This window comes from Paenibacillus sp. AD87, from assembly GCF_001659845.1.
In the GTDB taxonomy this organism is placed as follows: Bacteria; Bacillota; Bacilli; order Paenibacillales; family Paenibacillaceae; genus Paenibacillus; species Paenibacillus marchantiae.
The window spans coordinates 4734014-4752089 of sequence record NZ_LXQN01000007.1 but is presented as its reverse complement, the minus strand read 5'-3'; the positions used below and the strand labels follow the sequence as shown (position 1 = coordinate 4752089).

Annotated in this window: 11 protein-coding genes; all 11 read left to right on the top strand. The window is 49.7% G+C overall.

Going from position 1 to position 18076, the window contains the following annotated elements; translation table 11 throughout:
- Positions 1–29: 29 nt before the first annotated feature.
- The 11 genes from gpAD87_RS20970 (at position 30) to gpAD87_RS20920 (ending at position 18076) form a co-directional block, all read left to right on the top strand.
- Positions 30–2399, top strand: a complete 2370-nt coding sequence (locus tag gpAD87_RS20970; RefSeq protein ID WP_064640386.1) for a DUF4962 domain-containing protein — start codon at positions 30–32, stop codon at positions 2397–2399.
- 135 nt (positions 2400–2534) lie between these two features.
- Positions 2535–4085, top strand: a complete 1551-nt coding sequence (locus gpAD87_RS20965; protein WP_197521455.1) for an extracellular solute-binding protein — start codon at positions 2535–2537, stop codon at positions 4083–4085.
- 64 nt (positions 4086–4149) lie between these two features.
- A complete protein-coding gene (locus gpAD87_RS20960) occupies positions 4150–8508 on the top strand; it encodes an alpha/beta hydrolase fold domain-containing protein (RefSeq protein ID WP_231952694.1) in 4359 nt (1452 codons plus the stop codon).
- A gap of 226 nt (positions 8509–8734) precedes the next feature.
- Complete coding sequence (locus tag gpAD87_RS20955; RefSeq protein WP_064640382.1) at positions 8735–10720, top strand: CotH kinase family protein; 1986 nt, start codon at positions 8735–8737, stop codon at positions 10718–10720.
- 105 nt (positions 10721–10825) lie between these two features.
- A complete protein-coding gene (locus gpAD87_RS20950; RefSeq protein ID WP_063567838.1) occupies positions 10826–11470 on the top strand; it encodes a Vat family streptogramin A O-acetyltransferase in 645 nt (214 codons plus the stop codon).
- A 188-nt stretch (positions 11471–11658) separates the two neighbouring features.
- Complete coding sequence (locus gpAD87_RS20945; RefSeq protein ID WP_064640380.1) at positions 11659–12165, top strand: DUF1453 family protein; 507 nt, start codon at positions 11659–11661, stop codon at positions 12163–12165.
- Between the two features lie 54 nt (positions 12166–12219).
- Positions 12220–13437 carry a sensor histidine kinase gene (locus tag gpAD87_RS20940; RefSeq protein ID WP_197521454.1) on the top strand — a complete coding sequence of 406 codons (1218 nt, stop codon included), beginning with the start codon at positions 12220–12222 and terminating at the stop codon, positions 13435–13437.
- Positions 13437–14123, top strand: coding sequence for a response regulator (locus gpAD87_RS20935; protein ID WP_064640376.1), 687 nt, complete (start codon positions 13437–13439; stop codon positions 14121–14123). The genes gpAD87_RS20940 and gpAD87_RS20935 overlap by 1 nt, the downstream gene beginning before the upstream one ends.
- Before the next feature lie 203 nt (positions 14124–14326).
- The gene (locus gpAD87_RS20930) at positions 14327–16138 is read left to right on the top strand and encodes an ABC transporter substrate-binding protein (protein WP_064640374.1); all 1812 of its coding nucleotides are present in this window, start codon (positions 14327–14329) and stop codon (positions 16136–16138) included.
- 89 nt (positions 16139–16227) lie between these two features.
- Positions 16228–17238 (top strand): ABC transporter permease, encoded by a 1011-nt coding sequence (locus tag gpAD87_RS20925; protein WP_064640373.1) that lies wholly within the window; start codon positions 16228–16230, stop codon positions 17236–17238.
- 1 nt (position 17239) lies between these two features.
- Entirely contained in the window at positions 17240–18076 is an 837-nt protein-coding gene (locus gpAD87_RS20920) for an ABC transporter permease (protein ID WP_063567844.1), read from the top strand.

Genomic DNA, 18076 nt, shown 5'->3' with positions numbered 1-18076 from the left:
CACCATTACGATAAGGAGGCGAAGATACGATGGAAGTGAAGCGGAAGCTTGCAGAAAGACCGTTGTACCAACCAATCAGCGGGCCGTTCCATGTGGACTATGCACCTGACGAACATACTGTTCTGACAGAAAATCCGCCAAGGTTTACCTGGATGGCGGCACAGCAGGAGGATGAGAATGCCTATCTGCTGCAGGTGTCGGTGGGGCCTTCTTTTCAGGAAGAAGGGACGATGACCTTTGTGCCGCTCCCGTATAACTTTTTCACGCCTGACCGGGTGTTTGAACCTGGGGAATATTATTGGAGATATGCGCTGCTTGTAGATCATCCAGTGCAGCAAGATAGCGAAGCCAAAGCGGACGCTGTGCTGGGTAAGCAACAGGAAATGTCGGCATGGAGTGAGGTGAGGCGGTTCACGGTACCAGCGGGATTACCCGACACACCGATACCTTCTCGGGCCCAGCGGTATGTTGCCACGGACACGTCTCACCCCCGGTTATGGCTCGGAGAGAGTGGGCTAAGGGCACTTGCGGATGGCATTGCGTCAGATGCTACATATTGCGGCTGGGATGTGTTTATGGCAAAATCCGTGGAGCCATGGGCCAGCCGCGAGCCGATCAGCGAACCGCTGCCTTACCCGGAGAACAAACGTGTCGCTCCGCTGTGGAGGCAAATGTACATTGACTGTCAGGAAACGTTATATGCGATTCGGCATCTCAGCATCGCGGGGCGGGTGCTACGTGACGAACGGTTGCTTGGAGCAGCCAAAACCTGGCTATTACATGTGGCGGCTTGGGATACGGAGGGAACGACCTCCCGTGATTATAACGATGAGGCGGCTTTTCGGGTCGCCGCCGCGCTCGCTTGGGGCTATGATTGGCTGCATGATGAGTTGACCAGTGATGAGCAAGAGGTGGTAAGGCGCAGCTTGCTGCGGCGGACAGAACAGGTGGCCCAGCATGTGATGGTCCGTTCGAAGATCCATCATGTGCCTTATGACAGCCATGCTGTGCGTTCATTGTCTTCCGTGCTTGTGCCCTGCTGTATGGCTTTGTTGCATGAGGAGCAGCAGGCTGCAGAGTGGCTGGATTATGCGATCGATTATTATGCCTGTCTGTACTCCCCTTGGGGAGGAAGTGATGGAGGTTGGGCTGAAGGTCCAATGTATTGGACAACAGGCATGGCCTATGTGACCGAAGCGATGAATTTGTTGCGAAACTATGCGGGCATCGACTTCTTCCGTCGGCCGTTCTTCCAGCGTACCGGGGATTTTCCACTCTATGTGTACCCGCCCGATGCTCGTCGCGCCAGCTTTGGAGATCAGTCTACGCTGGGTGACCCGGTAAACTTGAAAACAGGCTATCTTGTCCGCCAACTGGCAGGTGTTACAGGCAACCGTTGGTACCAGTGGTACTTTGAGCGTGTCCGCCAATCCGATCCGGGGACAGAGGGAGCTTTTTATAACTACGGTTGGTGGGACTTTAACTTTGACGACTTGGTATACCGCCACGATTATCCGCAGGTGGAGGAAGAGTCGCCTGTGGACATCGAGCCGCTTAAGTGGTTCCGTGATGTGGGGTGGGTAGCCATGCATCACCGGATGGACGATCCGGATGAGCATGTTATGCTGCTGCTCAAATCGAGCCGTTATGGCTCCATCAGCCACAGTCATGCGGATCAGAACAGCTTTACCCTGCATGCATTTGGTGAGCCGCTTGCGGCGGATACGGGCTATTATATCGCGCACGGCAGCTCCTTTCACCGGGAATGGCGCAGGCAGACACGCTCCAAAAACAACCTGCTGATTGGCGGAGCAGGTCAGTATGCCGAGAACAACAAGGTGCTGAACATGGCTGCCACCGGGCAGATCGAAGAGGCCTATTGGCGGGATGGCGATGGTTATGTGCGCGCGGTAGCGACCGATGCCTATGCCAGCACCGTACCCCATGTGAAGCGTGTTGTACGGGAGATTCATTTTCTGCAATCCTCCTATTTCGTCATTGTGGACCACATTGATCTGGAGAAGCCGGACAGCGTTCAATGGCTGTTCCATGCACTGCACCCGCTACAGCTGAAAGGGCAGAGCTTCCTTCTGAACGGTAATAAGGCGGGGCTTGAAGGGACGTTTGTATATGCTTCCTCCGGTGAGTTGTCGCTCAGCCAGACGGATCAATTCGCAGAGGTGGACCCGGCAGAGTACGAAGGGTTGGAAAGACATTATCATCTGAGCGCAGAAACGCGGCCTGCCTCAAGCCATAGAATTGTAACGCTGCTTGTGCCATATAAGATCGAGGAGCCGAAGTATGTCCCTTATTTCATTGATGACCAGGATCACGGCATTCATCTCTATTTTACCGACAACGGTGTAACGAAGAAGATCGAGGTATCCAAGACGTACTAGGGAGTGCTGACCTAAAGAAAACGCAATCTCATCTAAAACATCCCCATTGTTGCAGGCGGTGGGGATGTTTTAACATCTATTTGAAAGCGCTTCACCAATGAGTGGTACCTAAATCAGGATGAAAAGAGGGGTAGCATGAAAAAGTGGATGGTCTCAGGCATGGCGCTATTGCTGGCGGCAGCTGTCATGACGGGGTGCAACAAAGGGAGTGGAGCAGCATCCGGTGAGGGCGGGGGAGACGGCAAAACAAAATTCTCCATTTCACTACGGACGCTGGCGTATACCTATGTGGAGAAGTCACCGGACATTAACAAGGATCAATGGGTGAAGAAACTGGAGGATCTGACTAATACCGATCTGAAAATTGTCCTGGTGCCCCACAAGGAATATGAACAGAAAATGGTCCAGATGTTTGCCACCAATGATATTCCTGACGTGGTGCAGGGTGACGGCGGCGTCAACGGCAAAGAGATGGCAGGCTCGGTCGAAGCTGGAGTATTTCAGCCGCTGGATGAACTGTTACAGCAGTACGGGCAAGATTTGCTGAAAGCCGTGCCGAAGGAAGCCTGGGACCAGGTAACTCATGACGGCCATATCTATGCCATCCCTGAATATTTATCCAATCCATCCCGCCGGGCAACCTGGATTCGCAAAGATCTTCTGGATCAAACGGGACTACCGGTGCCAACTACAGTTGAGGAAACGATGGACGTTTTGCGCGCCTTTAAGAAGCTCGGCGTGGAGAATCCCTATATGGGACGTGAGGATTTCAAATATGCAGATACCTTTTTCGGTGCCTATGACGTACAGCAGTTCCTGTCCATGATGGAGCAGCAGGGCGACCAGGTTGTTCCGAAGTTCATGGATAATGAGAATATGCAGCAAGCCCTAACTGTCTATAAGACGATGTACGAGGAAGGGCTGATCAACAAAGAGTTCGCGACCATCAATTCCACCGTATTCAAAAATACGATTCTCTCGGGCAAGGCAGGTATGTGGTCCATGAACGCCAACGAACTGATCCAATGGGAGAAGCAGATTAAAGCGTCGGTTCCCGATGCCAAAATCGAGATTATCCCTTCCCCTGTCGGCCCCGACGGAAAGGGCGGTTATTATTTGTACGGTCCGGTGACACGTGCCTACTTTATTAATAAGGATGCGGCTGATCCAGCTTCCATTATCCGTTTCTTCAACTGGATGGTGTCAGACGAAGCCGAGAAGTTTTTCACATACGGCACAGAAGGAGAGACCTACACAGAGGATAATGGCGTGATTTCATACACAGCGCCAACAGACTCCGCTGGCGTGGACGAAGAGCGTTACCGTCAGTCGTTCTTATGGTTCGTACAGGACACGACGTACAATAAAGGCTCGTTATCGCTGACAGAAGAAGGCAGAAAGCTGATGAATATTTACGATACCATCTTAGCCAAAGAAGGTCGGGATGGCATCAACTTTGATCCGCGTTTGGAAGCTTTTGTACAGAATCCTGATATTGCTCCCAATTCGGATACACCTCCTCAGGTATTGCTCACACACATGATCAAGATGGTTTATGGTAAGGAGCCGATCTCTGATTGGCCGAAAGTGGTAGAGGAATGGAAATCCAAAGGTGGCGATCAGGCAATCAAAGAAGCCACCGAGAAATTCAATAAGGGTGAGGGAGTGTCGGCACCGCGCCGCTAACGATTTAAGTTGAACTATACATTTTACACGATAACAGCGATCGGAAGGTTGTTCTGTCATCGGAGTGGCAAGTCAGCTGAATACGGAGGGGATACAAGTGAATGACGTGTTCAAAACGTGGAAGAAGCGGGTTGTACTTGTTGCCATGTCTGTCATACTCATTAGCGGTATTACCGTTCCCGTGCATGAAGTCCGGGCGATGGAAGACGCTGATCCTCATTCTATTTTAGATACTACGCAGGAAGAAAATATCCCAGATCCGGAGGGCCCGGAGCTGGAGATTTACGCGGAAAACTTTGATGACCCGGACAATTTTGGCTCTACAGGCGGAATTGCACTGAGAGCTCCCTGGCTGCAGGAAGGAGTAGGTGGAAGCAAGGCCAAAACATCATCTTCCACAACTGCACCCTCGCTGCCCAACATGATCAAGATTGACGGAACCGATGCACTCGCGCTGCCACTTGATCTAACTGGATACGGAAATATCCGGCTGAGCTACTATACACGCGCCTCGTCCTATATCAGCGGAAGCATTATTATCGAATGGTCGAAGGACGGGGGCAGTTCCTGGGCAACGCTGGAGACATTTGAACTTCCCCCAGGCACTCCAGATGTGAAGAACAAGGAAGGTAATACGCTAAAAAGCTGGGCGCTGGGTTCGGAAGCGAACAATAACAGCACGGTGAAAATTCGTTTTCGGACAGGAGATGCCATGCAGGCCAACATGTATATCGACAATGTTGCCATTTATGGTCAGGCTATTCCCGGTATAACGCCTGCCCCATCGCCAGTTCCGCCTGGAGAGGAGAATACTGAATTTACGCCACCACAAGGAGTGACTTTATACGAGGATGTGGAGATTGGCACGGCTGGTGGGCGAGCAATCTATTCATCCATTGCTGTTCCTGAGACAGCGGCAGCTGAACCGATGCCGGTCATGGTCTATATCCATGGAGGTGGATGGAATCACGGGGACCGAAAGCAGGCATTGAACTCCATTTGCAATTATGTACTCAAACGCGGTTACATCGGTGTATCTCTGGACTACCGGCTGACGCCTGAGGCGCCTTTCCCTGCCCAGATTCAAGATGTAAAGCTTGCTATCCGATATTTGCGGGCCCATGCGGCGCAGTACAACCTGGACCCGAGTCGTATAGGCGTCTGGGGATCATCTGCGGGCGGCCATCTGGCTGCATTGCTCGGTACAACAGGGGACATTGTGGCTGGTGACACTGTAATGCTCGATACAGGGGTGACGGTAGATGTACCTGATCTTGAAGGTTCTGGCGGATGGCCTGAGTATTCCGACAAAGTGCAGGCGGTCGCCGACTGGTACGGACCCGCTGATTTTACGACGACATTTGCCAATAACTATAGCTCGGTCACGGCTCTGCTTGGTGGGCAACGTGCGTTTGATGTTCCGGAGCAGGCCAGACTTGCCATGCCGGGCACGTATGCTTCACCGGATGATCCACCGTTCTGGATTCGGCACGGTAATGCTGATGCCACCATTCCCTATACCGACAGTGTTACTTTCGCGGGACAGCTTCAATCTGCGGGTGTCCCGATTGTGGATATGAAAGTCGTACCTGGTCAGGGCCATGGATTTACAGGGACGGCTTCCGAGGTTGCCAATGCGGAGGCATGGGCCTTTCTTGATGAACATGTGAAGAACCGGATCGTTACGGAGCCCATTATTTTCAAAAGCAATCCCGAAGACACTTCGCCTGGAGCCGAAGAAGAGGAAGAAGAAAAACCGTTGATTGAGAAGGTCATCGCCAGCAAGCTTCCAACCGACGATGCGGCGATTGACAGCGGAAAGCCTAATCTGAATTTCAATCAGGCAACGGGTTCCAGCACCGGATTACTAAGCATCTCTTCCACTTCATCGACCAAGAAATATGTATATTTCAAATTTGATATGTCCGGAAATGAGCCCGAAGGAGATCGGTATCGACTTCGGATTGCAGCCAAGAAAGGCACATCGAATATCGATACAGAGTTGTCTCTGTATGGTTTGAATGCAACGGACTGGAGCGAATCAACGTTAACCTGGTCGAATGCTCCGGTTCAAAGTCTCAGCGAAGCTTCGCTCGTTGGCACATTCCAGGTTACGGCAGATCGTAATGGAAGCCCAGCCGTCTATGAAATTGATGTAACCGATGTTGTGAAGAGTCGTCCAGATGCGGGGCAGGTTGCATTTTTGCTCGCGGATGCGGGATCAACAGGTGTTTCCGTGAACGTATACACCAAGGAAGCCAACGGAACGAGCAATCCGCGTCCACAGTTATCGGTCATTGCTTTAATCGAAGAAGGCAGTGACACGCAGTCACCAGAATGGGAACAGGGAGCTATACTTGAGATTCGCAACTGGGGAACGGATTTTGCGGAACTGAGATGGCCAGCGGCCAGCGATGATACGGCTGTATCTGCCTACCGGATTTATCGGGATGGAGTTATGCTGGCAGAACAAGGTAAGCAGTCATTTCATGACAGCGGACTTGCAGCCGGAACATCGTACACGTTTCAAGTGAGGGCGATTGATGAAGCCGGCAACGACAGCAGTGCTTTATCAACTGATATGATCACCCTTGCCGTTCCGGTATCGTCCATGCCTGTTGCCTCCGTCTCGGCAAGCGGTAGCGACGGCAACCTGGCGACTAATACCATCGACAATAACAGTTATACACGCTGGTCTGTTGCCGGAGAGGGGCAATGGATCACATTTGATCTGGGGCAGGCACAGCAAGTGGGCTATGTTGGGATTGGTTTTTACAAAGGGGATGTCAGGAAGACCTTTTTTGAAATAGAAACGTCTGTTGACGGTGATCATTGGACCCAGGTATATGGCGGCGAAAGCAGCGGGGATACTACAGAAATGCAGGCATTTGATATCCCGGATACTTCTGCACGTTATGTACGGATCACCGGACATGGCAATTCTGATTCAAGTATTTATACAAGTCTGACCGATGTGCATTTGTATGCTCCTTTTGCAGGGGGAGGGACGCCTGTTGCCCTGATTCCATACAATGAGCCACAACCACCGGAGGGAACGGAGCCCTTTATCGCTCCAGGTCTGACGGAGACAGATGGAACACCACATGCAGTCCATCCTCCTCATGCTGTAACCGGACGTACGATTGATGTACGGGATTACGGAGCAGATCTGGCTGATAATACGAGCGATGACCGACCTGCAATACAGGCTGCCATTGATGAGGCCTGCGTTGGTGATGAAGTATTTTTGCCTGATGGAGTGTACAATTTGTTGTCCGGGCCGGATGGAACTACCAACCTGATGCTCAAATCCGGGGTGAACCTGAGAGGAGAGAGCAGTGGAGGGACCGTGCTTAAGACATCGTTGGATCAGGTGACGGGCAGCGCCGTCCTGAAAGCATCGGCTCAGCACAGCATTCTCGTATCCAATATGACCCTAACTTCATCCTGGTCTGGCAGTTACACGACCGATCACAAATTCAACAATCCCTCCGCAGGGGGGCCGGATAGCATGATTCACATCGCTAACTATGGTGAGGAACCATCGTATGACATTACGATCGACGGTGTAATTGTGGAGAAATTTAAACGAATGGCTATCCGCATCGAACACAGCCGAGATGTCTTTGTGAAGCATGCAACATTCCGTAATGCAACAGATCTGGGCCCTGGGGGTTCAGGCTACGGAATATCCATTCAGGGAACGGCCAAGACTGATCGGCTCGGCTTTGACAATGATACGATATGGAATGTGGTGGAGGATAGTACGTTTGAGGGCCCTTATCTCAGACATGGAGCGTTGATCCAGTTTGTTGCCCATAACAACGTACTGCGTGGCAATACATTTAACGGAACAAAGCTGGATGCTATTGATCTTCATGGTGAACTGGAGTATTTGAATGAAATCTCGGGCAATGTGATTACGGATGTGCTGACAGGCGCAGGGATTGGACTTGGCAATACAGGGGGTTCAGCACCCAGCAACCACAGCAAGTCGGGCAAAGGAAACTACATTCATGACAACACGATCAGGAACAGCCAAATCGGCATTTCGGTAACCATGGGCACCCCCGATACTCTAATCGAGGATAATCTCATCGAGAATACAACCACGATTGCAGATGCGTCAGGAATCAAAGTGCTGAATGGACCGGGCACGGTGGTTCGAGGCAATGTGATCCGTAACAATACCGCCAGCGACTACTGGGGCGTGTGTCTTGAGCGCGACAAAGGTGATGCCGGAGCCGGCAATATTGGCGAAGGAAACCCCGAGAATGTGTTAATTGAAAATAACCGAATCGAAGGTAATACAAACGGAATCGGACTCTTTGCCGGAGTCGGTATTCTGCTGAAGGCCAACATTCTAAACAATGTGAATGAGGACTATTACAAAGCAGCAGGTGTTACAGTTACCGAGCTGTAAAGGATCAGAGCAAGTAGCCTAGCAGGCGTTTATATAAGTTGAGGCTCAATTGTACACCATACTGCAATCGGAGTGATCGGTGTAACATTTATAGTTCAACTTATGTAGCCTGATGGGCTACTTTTTGTTGTGAATCACTTATTTAAGATTCATTAAAGGTTTGTCCTCTACCATGGTTTCATAAGCCTAAGTTGCTTAACAGAAACCAAGAAGGAGGATTCATCATTTGAATAGTTTACTACGTAAAGTTGCAGTAACGGCCTTGTCCGTGACGATGGTAACATCATCTTTTGTCCTGGTAGGAAGCCCGAACGCTGCGTTTGCCGCAGAGAATACAAGCACCAGCACAGGCGTCACGCAAGCCTATGAATCGTTGTTCCAAACGGACAACGTCATTGATGTGAATGTTACGATTGATGATGCAGACTGGAAGAGCATGCTCGAAAGCCCGCTGGATAAGGATTATAAGAAGGTAAGTGTGGAAGTGGACGGCAACAAGCTAGATAACGTTGGTTTCTCCACCAAGGGTAATCTGACTTTGAAATCCGTAGCCTCCATGCAAGATTCTGACCGTTACAGCTTCAGACTGAAGTTCGATAAATACGACAAAACACAAACCCTGCTCGGTCTGGATAAAATGGTCCTGAACAACAACTATTCCGATCCATCGTACATGCGTGAAGTTCTTCACTATGAAGCGCTGCGCAGCATTGGCATGGATGTACCGATGACGAACTACGTTAATCTGTATATCAACGGCGAACTGGTTGGTTTCTATACCGGGGTTGAAGCAGTAGATGACAGCTACCTGGAACGCAATTACGGTGAAGATTATGAGGACGGTGTCCTCTACGATACGGATGAGAAGAGTTACCTGCAATATTCAGAAGGCAGTGACTACAGCACCATCACCGAAGATTTGGGTACGGACGAGAATAAAACCAAACTCAAAAACTTCATCAAAACGCTGAACGACATGCCTGAAGGTGAAAAAGGCGATATCGAGAGTGTGCTGGATGTGGATTCGGCACTGAAATATATCGCGGGCAACATGGTCTTTGGTAACTATGACAGCTATAGCGGCGACAAAGGGCATAACTACATGCTTTACGGAGATGCGGCTGGCAAATTCACCGTTGTACCTTGGGACTTTAACATGTCCTTTAATGGATACTCGGGTGGAGGCGGACGTGGTACAACAACAACTGGATCAACCACGACCAACACCAATGCAACGAACGTATCCGTGGACGAGCCAGTACTGGGCATTAGCATGGAAAATGTACCGATGATCAACAACCTGTTGGCCGTGCCTGAGTATAAGGAAAAATACTTGAGCTACGTCAATGAGTTGACGGATTATATGGAAGGCATCCAGGACCGCATCACAGGTCTGGCTGACATCATTCGTCCATATGTTGAAGCAGATCCAACGAAGTTCTACACAACAGAGCAGTTTGAATCCAACATTGCATACTCTGCCAACGCTGATGCAACAGGTGGTATAGGTGGCATGGGTGGTACACCACCAGAAGGATTCGAAGGCATGACACCACCAGAGGGCATGGAAGGTATGACGCCTCCGGAAGGTTTTGAAGGCATGACACCTCCCGATGGTACAACACCGCCGGATGGCACAACGGGAACAGAAACAACAGACAACACAGGCAATACCCAAACACGTCCGGGCGGTAACTTTGGCGGAGGTGGAGGCATGGGCTCCATGGCAGCGGGATCGCTGACGACGTTTGCCCTGAACCGACTTGCCAATCTGCAAGAGCAGCTTGGACGTGAAGTAACGCCTTTGCCAGAGACTTCAGAAGATACAGGCACGGATAACGGAACAGGAACGACGGACAAAGCGATTACCGTAACTCTCGATGGCAAAGCGATTACGTTCCCGGATCAGGACCCGCTAGAGCAAAGTGGCCGGGTTATGGTACCAGTGAACGCCATCCTTGAAGCTTTGGGTGCAGAAGTAACGTGGGACAAAACAGCGAAAACTGTAACAGCTGTTCTGAATGACCAGACGCTTGTGCTCCAGATCGGAAGCAGCACAGCAACGGTGAATGGTGAAACGCTCGAAATTGATGCACCAGCCATTATCAAAAACAGTCGCACGCTTGTGCCGGTACGCTTCATCTCTGAAGGACTGGGACTGACCGTGGATTGGAATCAAACGGCTGCACAAGTAACACTTACATCTAAATAATATCTCTCTTGTAGAGAAACGTTGTTCTACGGAGAACGAGAAAAGGGATTCGATGATCAGATCGAATCCCTTTCTGGTACAATGAGGGAAAAGGAGGGAACACATATGGCTCCCGATAAAACAAAACTTTTCCCTAACGATAATATTCGTACCGTTTGTTACATTCAGAATTTGCCGCCGCGCTCTAATGTGCTGATCGGTGATTATACGTATTATAGTGACAACAGTCGTCCACCCGAACAATTTTATGACCGCATTCAGCATCATTATAATTTCCTAGGCGATCGTCTGGTGATCGGTAAGTTTTGTGCAATTGCTGAAGGTGTGACATTCATTATGAATGGTGCCAATCATCGGATGGAGGGCATGACAACCTATCCCTTCAATATTTTTGGTGGTGGTTGGGAGAGAGTGACCCCTACGCTGGATCAACTGCCTTTTAAGGGTGACACAGTATTGGGCAATGACGTCTGGATTGGGCAAAATGTAACCATCATGCCGGGTGTCACGATTGGAGACGGTGCCATCGTCGCTTCCAATGCGACAGTCACCAAGGATATCGAGCCTTACACCATTGTGGGTGGCAATCCGGCCAAACCAATCAAAAAGCGTTTCGACGACGAGATCATTGCTTTACTGCTGGAACTGAAATGGTGGGATCAAGATGAGGCGTGGTTGGACACACATTTGGAACGACTGGTCTCTACATACGATCCGCAGACATTGCGTGAGCTTCTGAAGAGTAAGTAGGTTGGTGTACGTGAATTGATTTGCAAAAAAACGAGACTATCGCTGGTTCCTTATGGAGCCAGTTTTTTTATTTTGCACTCCATATGCTCATCATCATCACACTTCATGGAATCTTGCATATCCACACTAAGCCCCTGGATGGAAGAAGTTAAGAGAGCCAATCCATCTGTAGGTGGACTTAACTCCCGTTGAATTCGGCTACACTGAATGTAGATCAGAGAACACGTGGAGAAGGTGAGGAAAAAAACATGATGAATATTGTTATTGTAGCTGTCATTGTTCTATTGTTATCGCTAAGGGAGAAGGAAGTGAAGACATCCCGTTTATGGGTCTTTCCAGCGATTATTGCGTATTGGGTGCTTTCGAGCGTAGTAAATACACCATTAACGGTGGGCAACATTCTGTTATATATTGTTTTTCTCATTATAGGTTGCGGGATTGGTGCGTGGCGGGTACATCTGGAACAGCTTCGAATCCATCCAACTACAGGTAAAATGATGTCTAAGGGATCGCTGGCCAGCAGCTTGCTTCTGATCGCGGTTATGGTGTTAAGACAGCTCGCCAGCCAATGGGATGTGCATCATACGGTGGTTTCACTGAGCAATGCTCTTTTGTTTCTACCTCTGGGAAGTATTGCTGCCCGGCGTTATTTTCTGTATGCCAAAGTCCAGCGCTTTCAAGGCAGAGGTATATAATATTTTCAAACTTTAGGATTGGAAAGGAGAGCTATGCAGAACGATTCGAAATGGATGCAGATTCGAAAGGTGGTACTGGATCATACAGCAGATCTTATTTTAACGTTGTTGCTGCTCTCCAGTCTGATTGAGCCCTTCAAAGAATTGGCGTGGGTCGATTTGGGTGCAGGACTGATCGTTAGACTGCCCTACCTTATATTGGTTTGGGTTCCACAGTCACTTCGAAATGAGCGGATGCGAACGTTAGGGATATTGGTGATTTGGATGGTGACGCTGCTCTATGCCCAGTTCTTCCAGGCCGAGTATCGCATATTTGAATTAACCTTTTATCTCATCGGATATACTGCGCTGAAATTGCCCATCCATCGTTCTTCGTTGCTTGGCTTCGTTATCATCATTGGGAATGCGGCGCTGCTCTATATGGATGAATACGAACCCAATCAGATTCTGGTGTATTCGATGGCTCACGCTGTAACCTATATTCTATGCTGGGCTGCGAGAATCAGGCGGGAAAGCAGACAGGACAGCAAACGACATTATGAGGAATTGCAGAAGGTGCACGCTGAACTGACACATGCCCATCAGGAGCTTCAGGATACACATCAGGAGTTGGAGCAGGCTACCGTGCGATTGATGCAGTATGCCGTACTTGAAGAACGAAGCCGAATCTCAATGGATTTGCACGACAGTGTTGGTAACCGATTGACATCCATTATTGTTCAGCTTCAGGCATTGCCATATATGATGAAGATGGATGCATACGAAGCCGACAAAGCGATGGGTACGGTGCTTGAAGTAGTTCGACAATGTCTCCAGGAGGTTCGGACCGTTGCTCATCAGATGGGCAGCAATGAAGCAGGCCTCGGGCTGGTCGCCTTGACGAGTCTGGTGAATGAGATACGGGAGATGGCAGGTTTCACGATCAAACTCACTCCCCAAGAGCAGACGAGTCATTGGACGCCAGAAACGTCTGAATTATTGTATCGTGTACTTCAGGAAGCGTTAACGAATATCATTCGTCATGCCCAGGCTTCGCAAGTGAAGGTGGACATCTTGGAGAAGGAGCATCAGCTACATATGATTGTGGAGGACAACGGAATGTATCGCAAAGAAAATCCGATCTCTCCCGGTTTCGGACTGTCGAGTATGAGAGCAAGATGTGAAAGGGCAGGCGGTTCCTTATCCATTGATGCAGTCGATCCACATGGAATGAGGTTAACCCTTACCATTCCTCAAGATGTAAAGAAGATTATGGGAGGTGATGAACAGTAATGGAGCAGGAAATACAGGACATACGTGTACTCCTCGTGGATGACCAGCATCTGGTCCGGCATGGTTTACGTTTTATTATTAATGCACAGCAGGATATGGAAGTGGTAGGCGAAGCGAGCGGGGGACATGAAGCAGTCCTTCTGGCAGCAGAGGTTCGTCCACATGTCGTATTGATGGATGTGCAGATGGAAGCAGGAGACGGACTGGAAGCGACAGCGGAGCTGATGAAGATACTGCCTGACTGCAAAGTGGTCATCCTGACCACATTCGATCATGAGGACTATGTGTACAAAGGAATACGTGCCGGAGCTGTTGGTTATCTGCTCAAGGATGCGGCGCCAGACGAACTCGTTGATGCGGTTCGTGCTGCATACCGGGGGGAGGCGATCTACCGCACGGCGGTGGCAGCCAAGGTGATCGCTCTTGCTATTCGTTCAACTCCTAGTCATTCGGATTCAGTGAAGGAAACGGTAGCAAACGAACCATTGCCGGAACCGTTTACGGGACGGGAATTGGAGGTTTTGCAGCAGATGGCATATGGATTACGGAATGAGGAGATTGCTCGCAAGCTTTTTATCGGAGAGAGTACGGTCAAGACTCATGTACATCGCATTTTGCAAAAGATTCAAGTGGAAGACCGCACACAGGCGGTCGTCTTTGCCATTCGTAATGGATTCGTCAAGTAAACCTTTCTTGATCTTCTGTGGAGTAGTGATCCAAATTCAGCAAATAACCAGCTGCCCCATGCGGAGCTGGTTATTTTGTATGACCTCAAAAACAATGTCTCAAAATTGAGAAAAGAGATGGAATGTTGTGTGAGATAAGTCATAGAATAACTTTAAGTAAGCGCTTCCAATAACATCAATATGAATTCACGGAGGGGTTCAGAATGCGATTTAAGAGAGCTGCCACACCGCTCGTCGCTCTGTTCATGTCGGTCACATTGTTTGCCGGATGCCAAAGTGTTCAGCCGCCATCAGTAAGTGAACCACAAGGGACGGTGGATACACCGACCACGACAACCCAGAACGAACCTGCACCTCAGACCAACAAGGAGACACCGCGTAATGAGACCTTGTATATCAATGGGTTGCAATGGGGGCCACCAACCAACTTCAATCTGTTGAGCGGAAATCCCGCATTTCCAGTGAATTACGGCAACTCCAGGGAACTGGTGTACGAAACCCTGTTTATGGTAAACCAGCTGGACGGTGGCCTTGAACCTCTCTTGGGCAATTCGTATGAATGGACGGATGAAACGACTCTGCGCATTGAGTTGAATGCGGATGCGAAGTGGAGCGACGGAACGGCTTTTACAGCAGATGATGTTGTATACACCTATGAACTGGGCAAAAAATACGATATCAACTGGAGCAGCTTCTGGGCCTACATCAGTGAAGTGAAAGCGGATGGAGCGCAGGCCGTGGAAATTAAGCTGAACCCTGAAAACCCTAACAAGCTTACCGTACTGGACAGCATTGAACTAATCCCGATGCTGCCGAAGCATATCTGGGAAGAGATCGAGAAGAAGAACAATAATGATCTGACCGCGATTCGTAAAGAGGTTAATGATAATCCAGTGGGAACCGGAGCCTATAAGCTTCATTTTTACAACGACCAGAAAATTACGATTGTCCGTGACGATAACTATTGGGGGCAGAAATTGTTCGGCAAATTGCCCGCACCGAAGTACATCACTCACGTGATCTACAAGGATAATGCCGCAGGAGATCTGGCGTTCAAGAGTGGGCAAGTGGACGTCTCCCAGCAGTTTATCCCTCAAGTGTGGAAGATGTGGGAAGGCGGTGCTGCTGTCAAAACGTATCTGAAGGATGCGCCGTATTATCTGCCCGGTTCCATGCCAAGCATTTTCTTCAATCTGTCTAAAGCCGGACTCGATAATGCTGACGTTCGCCGTGCGATAGCCATGAGCATCAACTATGACAAAATCTCGGAGCTGGCTATGAGCGGATATTCCGCGCCAATGCAGCCTTCCCTGACCTTGAACTCGGACGCCGAGTCCAAATATATTGACCAAGATGCCATCAAGTCGTTGCAATGGACGATGGATATTGAAGGAGCCAACGCTCTGCTCGACAAGATTGGAGCAACCAAAGGTAAAGACGGCATCCGTGTTCTTAACGGCAAACGCCTTGGACCTTTCGAGGTTGAATGTCCTTACGGCTGGTCTGACTGGAACGCTGCCTTGGAGATCGTAGCGCAGAGCGCCAAGGCCATAGGGATTGAGATTCGCACCAAATTCCCGGAATCCCCGGTATGGACCAATGATCTGCAAACCGGCAAATTCGATATTATCATGAACACGCCTGCAGGCGGGGTCAGCCCAAGCCAGCCGTGGAACCGTGCGATGACGATCATGTACTCCAAAGGGGTTGCCCCAATGGGTGAGATGGCTTTCTGGAACTGGGGACGGTACCAGAATGACCGTGCAGACGCCATTATTGAAGAGATTCCATCCGTGTCTGACGAGGCGAAGCTGAAGTCACTGTACACTGAACTGAATACCATCTGGCTGAAAGATATCCCTTCCATTCCGCTGATGTACAGACCATGGGTGTTTGACACCGTGAACGAATCGGTCTGGAAAGGCTTCCCGACCGAAGGAGATGGCACCAACATTCCGCCACAAATCTCGATGGACGGCGCAGGTATTAAGGCATTGTATCAGATCCACAATTAAGGAACTCATATTGAATCAGGACACGATGAAGTGACACGCCACTTCAGACATAAAGCCCTTATCCGCTAAACTCGGGGGTGCTAAATCCTATGAATGCCTATTCCAGATATGTCGCCAAAAAAGTATTCTGGTACGGCCTGACCCTGGTCATTGCCATCGGACTGAATTTTATTTTGCCTAGACTGATTGAAGGTAACCCGGTGAGCATGATCGCTTCCAAAATGACGTCAGGGATGACTGACTCGGATTCCATCAAGCGGGTGTATGAGACGTTTACGGTTGAATTCGGCATTGATCAGCCAATATGGACCCAATTCGGCATCTATTTGAAAAATCTGTTCACAGGTAATCTGGGCACGTCCTTTGGACTGTATCCGAAGCCTGTGACGGACATTCTGGCCTCCGCCGTCCCTTGGACGGTGGGGCTTCAACTTCCGGCCATCCTGGTCGGCTGGATCATTGGTAATTTGCTCGGTGCGATTGCAGCGTACCGGAAAGGTGTTTTTGATAAAGTACTGTTTCCGGTAGCTTTATTTATCAATTCCATTCCTTTTTTTACTCTGGCTATTATTATGCTGTATGTCTTTGCGTTATCACTGAAATGGTTCCCTTTATCGGGCGGATATGACTTCCAGATGGTACCGCAGCTGAGCTTCGACTTTATCATGTCCGTGGTTCGCCACCATACCTTGCCGTTCCTCTCCATCGTGCTTGTGACCATTGGTGGTCAGGCCATTGGCATGCGGGAGATGTCCATCTATGAGCTGAATTCAGACTATGTGTTATACAGTAAACTGCTGGGTATTCGCGACGGCCGAATTGCGCGTTATGTGTTCCGTAACGCTATGCTGCCGCAAATTACGGGACTTGCGCTCTCCATCGGTACGATGGTCGGTGGGTCACTCATCTGTGAGATTGTCTTCAGTTATCCAGGCATCGGCACATGGTTGTTCACGGCCATAAGGCAACTGGATTACCCACTAATCTCGGGGTGTACGCTGCTGATTGCCATTGCTGTATTGCTTGCGAATTTCACTATTGATGTCATCTACGGTTTCATTGACCCGCGCATCAAGGCCGCTCAAATGGAGGAACAGTGATATGAAGCATTCGATCTCTATTTTGCTGAAGTCACCCAAATTCATGATCGGTGCGGTGACTTTTGTCGGCATGCTGCTCTTGGTTACGATCTATCCACTCATTAATCGCAGTGATCCACTCGAGATGATTGCGATGGCGTTCCAGCCACCTGGCGATGGCCTGCTGCTAGGATCGGACAATTTTGGACGGGATATTTTCCTTGAATTGATGTATGGCATCCAGACATCCGTACGTGTGGGGCTAATTGCAGGTGTGTTTGCGACCGTTATCGGTTTGGTTATGGGTCTGGTGTCGGGATATATCGGGGGAATGCTGGATAACTTTCTGACGGCGATCACCAATATTTTCATTGTTATTCCTTCGTTCATCATCCTGATCTTGATCTCCGTCAGCATTGATTCACGCAGTTCCCTGGTGACGGCGATCATTATCGGTATAACTAGCTGGCCTTGGACGGCCCGGGCTGTGCGAGCCCAGACGACATCTCTGCGTAGCCGGGATCATGTGCATATTGCAAAAATTTCGGGACACAGTACGCCGCGTATCATTATCCATGAGATTTTGCCCTATATCGCGTCTTATGTGGTGATGGCTTTTGTGCTCCAGACGGCATCGGGCATTCTGTCCGAAGCATCCATCTCCATGCTGGGACTGGGGCCGTATAATACGATCTCGCTCGGCATCCTGATGAACTGGGCACTGGTGTTTGAAGCGCCAGTAGCAGGGGCGTGGTGGGCGTTCATTCCTGCGGCGCTGGCGATTGCCGTCATTACCTTCTCGCTTTATCTGATGAATACGGGCATGGACGAAATTTTTAATCCGAAAATAAGGAGCTAA

What these genes read in the sequence shown, in the direction of transcription:
- gpAD87_RS20970 (WP_064640386.1), top strand. Translation starts at nt 30, where the DNA reads ATGGAAGTGAAGCGGAAGCTTGCAGAAAGACCGTTGTACCAACCAATC.
- gpAD87_RS20965 (WP_197521455.1), top strand. Translation starts at nt 2,535, where the DNA reads ATGAAAAAGTGGATGGTCTCAGGCATGGCGCTATTGCTGGCGGCAGCT.
- gpAD87_RS20950 (WP_063567838.1), top strand. Translation starts at nt 10,826, where the DNA reads ATGGCTCCCGATAAAACAAAACTTTTCCCTAACGATAATATTCGTACC.
- gpAD87_RS20940 (WP_197521454.1), top strand. Translation starts at nt 12,220, where the DNA reads ATGCAGATTCGAAAGGTGGTACTGGATCATACAGCAGATCTTATTTTA.
- gpAD87_RS20935 (WP_064640376.1), top strand. Translation starts at nt 13,437, where the DNA reads ATGGAGCAGGAAATACAGGACATACGTGTACTCCTCGTGGATGACCAG.
- gpAD87_RS20930 (WP_064640374.1), top strand. Translation starts at nt 14,327, where the DNA reads ATGCGATTTAAGAGAGCTGCCACACCGCTCGTCGCTCTGTTCATGTCG.
- gpAD87_RS20925 (WP_064640373.1), top strand. Translation starts at nt 16,228, where the DNA reads ATGAATGCCTATTCCAGATATGTCGCCAAAAAAGTATTCTGGTACGGC.
- gpAD87_RS20920 (WP_063567844.1), top strand. Translation starts at nt 17,240, where the DNA reads ATGAAGCATTCGATCTCTATTTTGCTGAAGTCACCCAAATTCATGATC.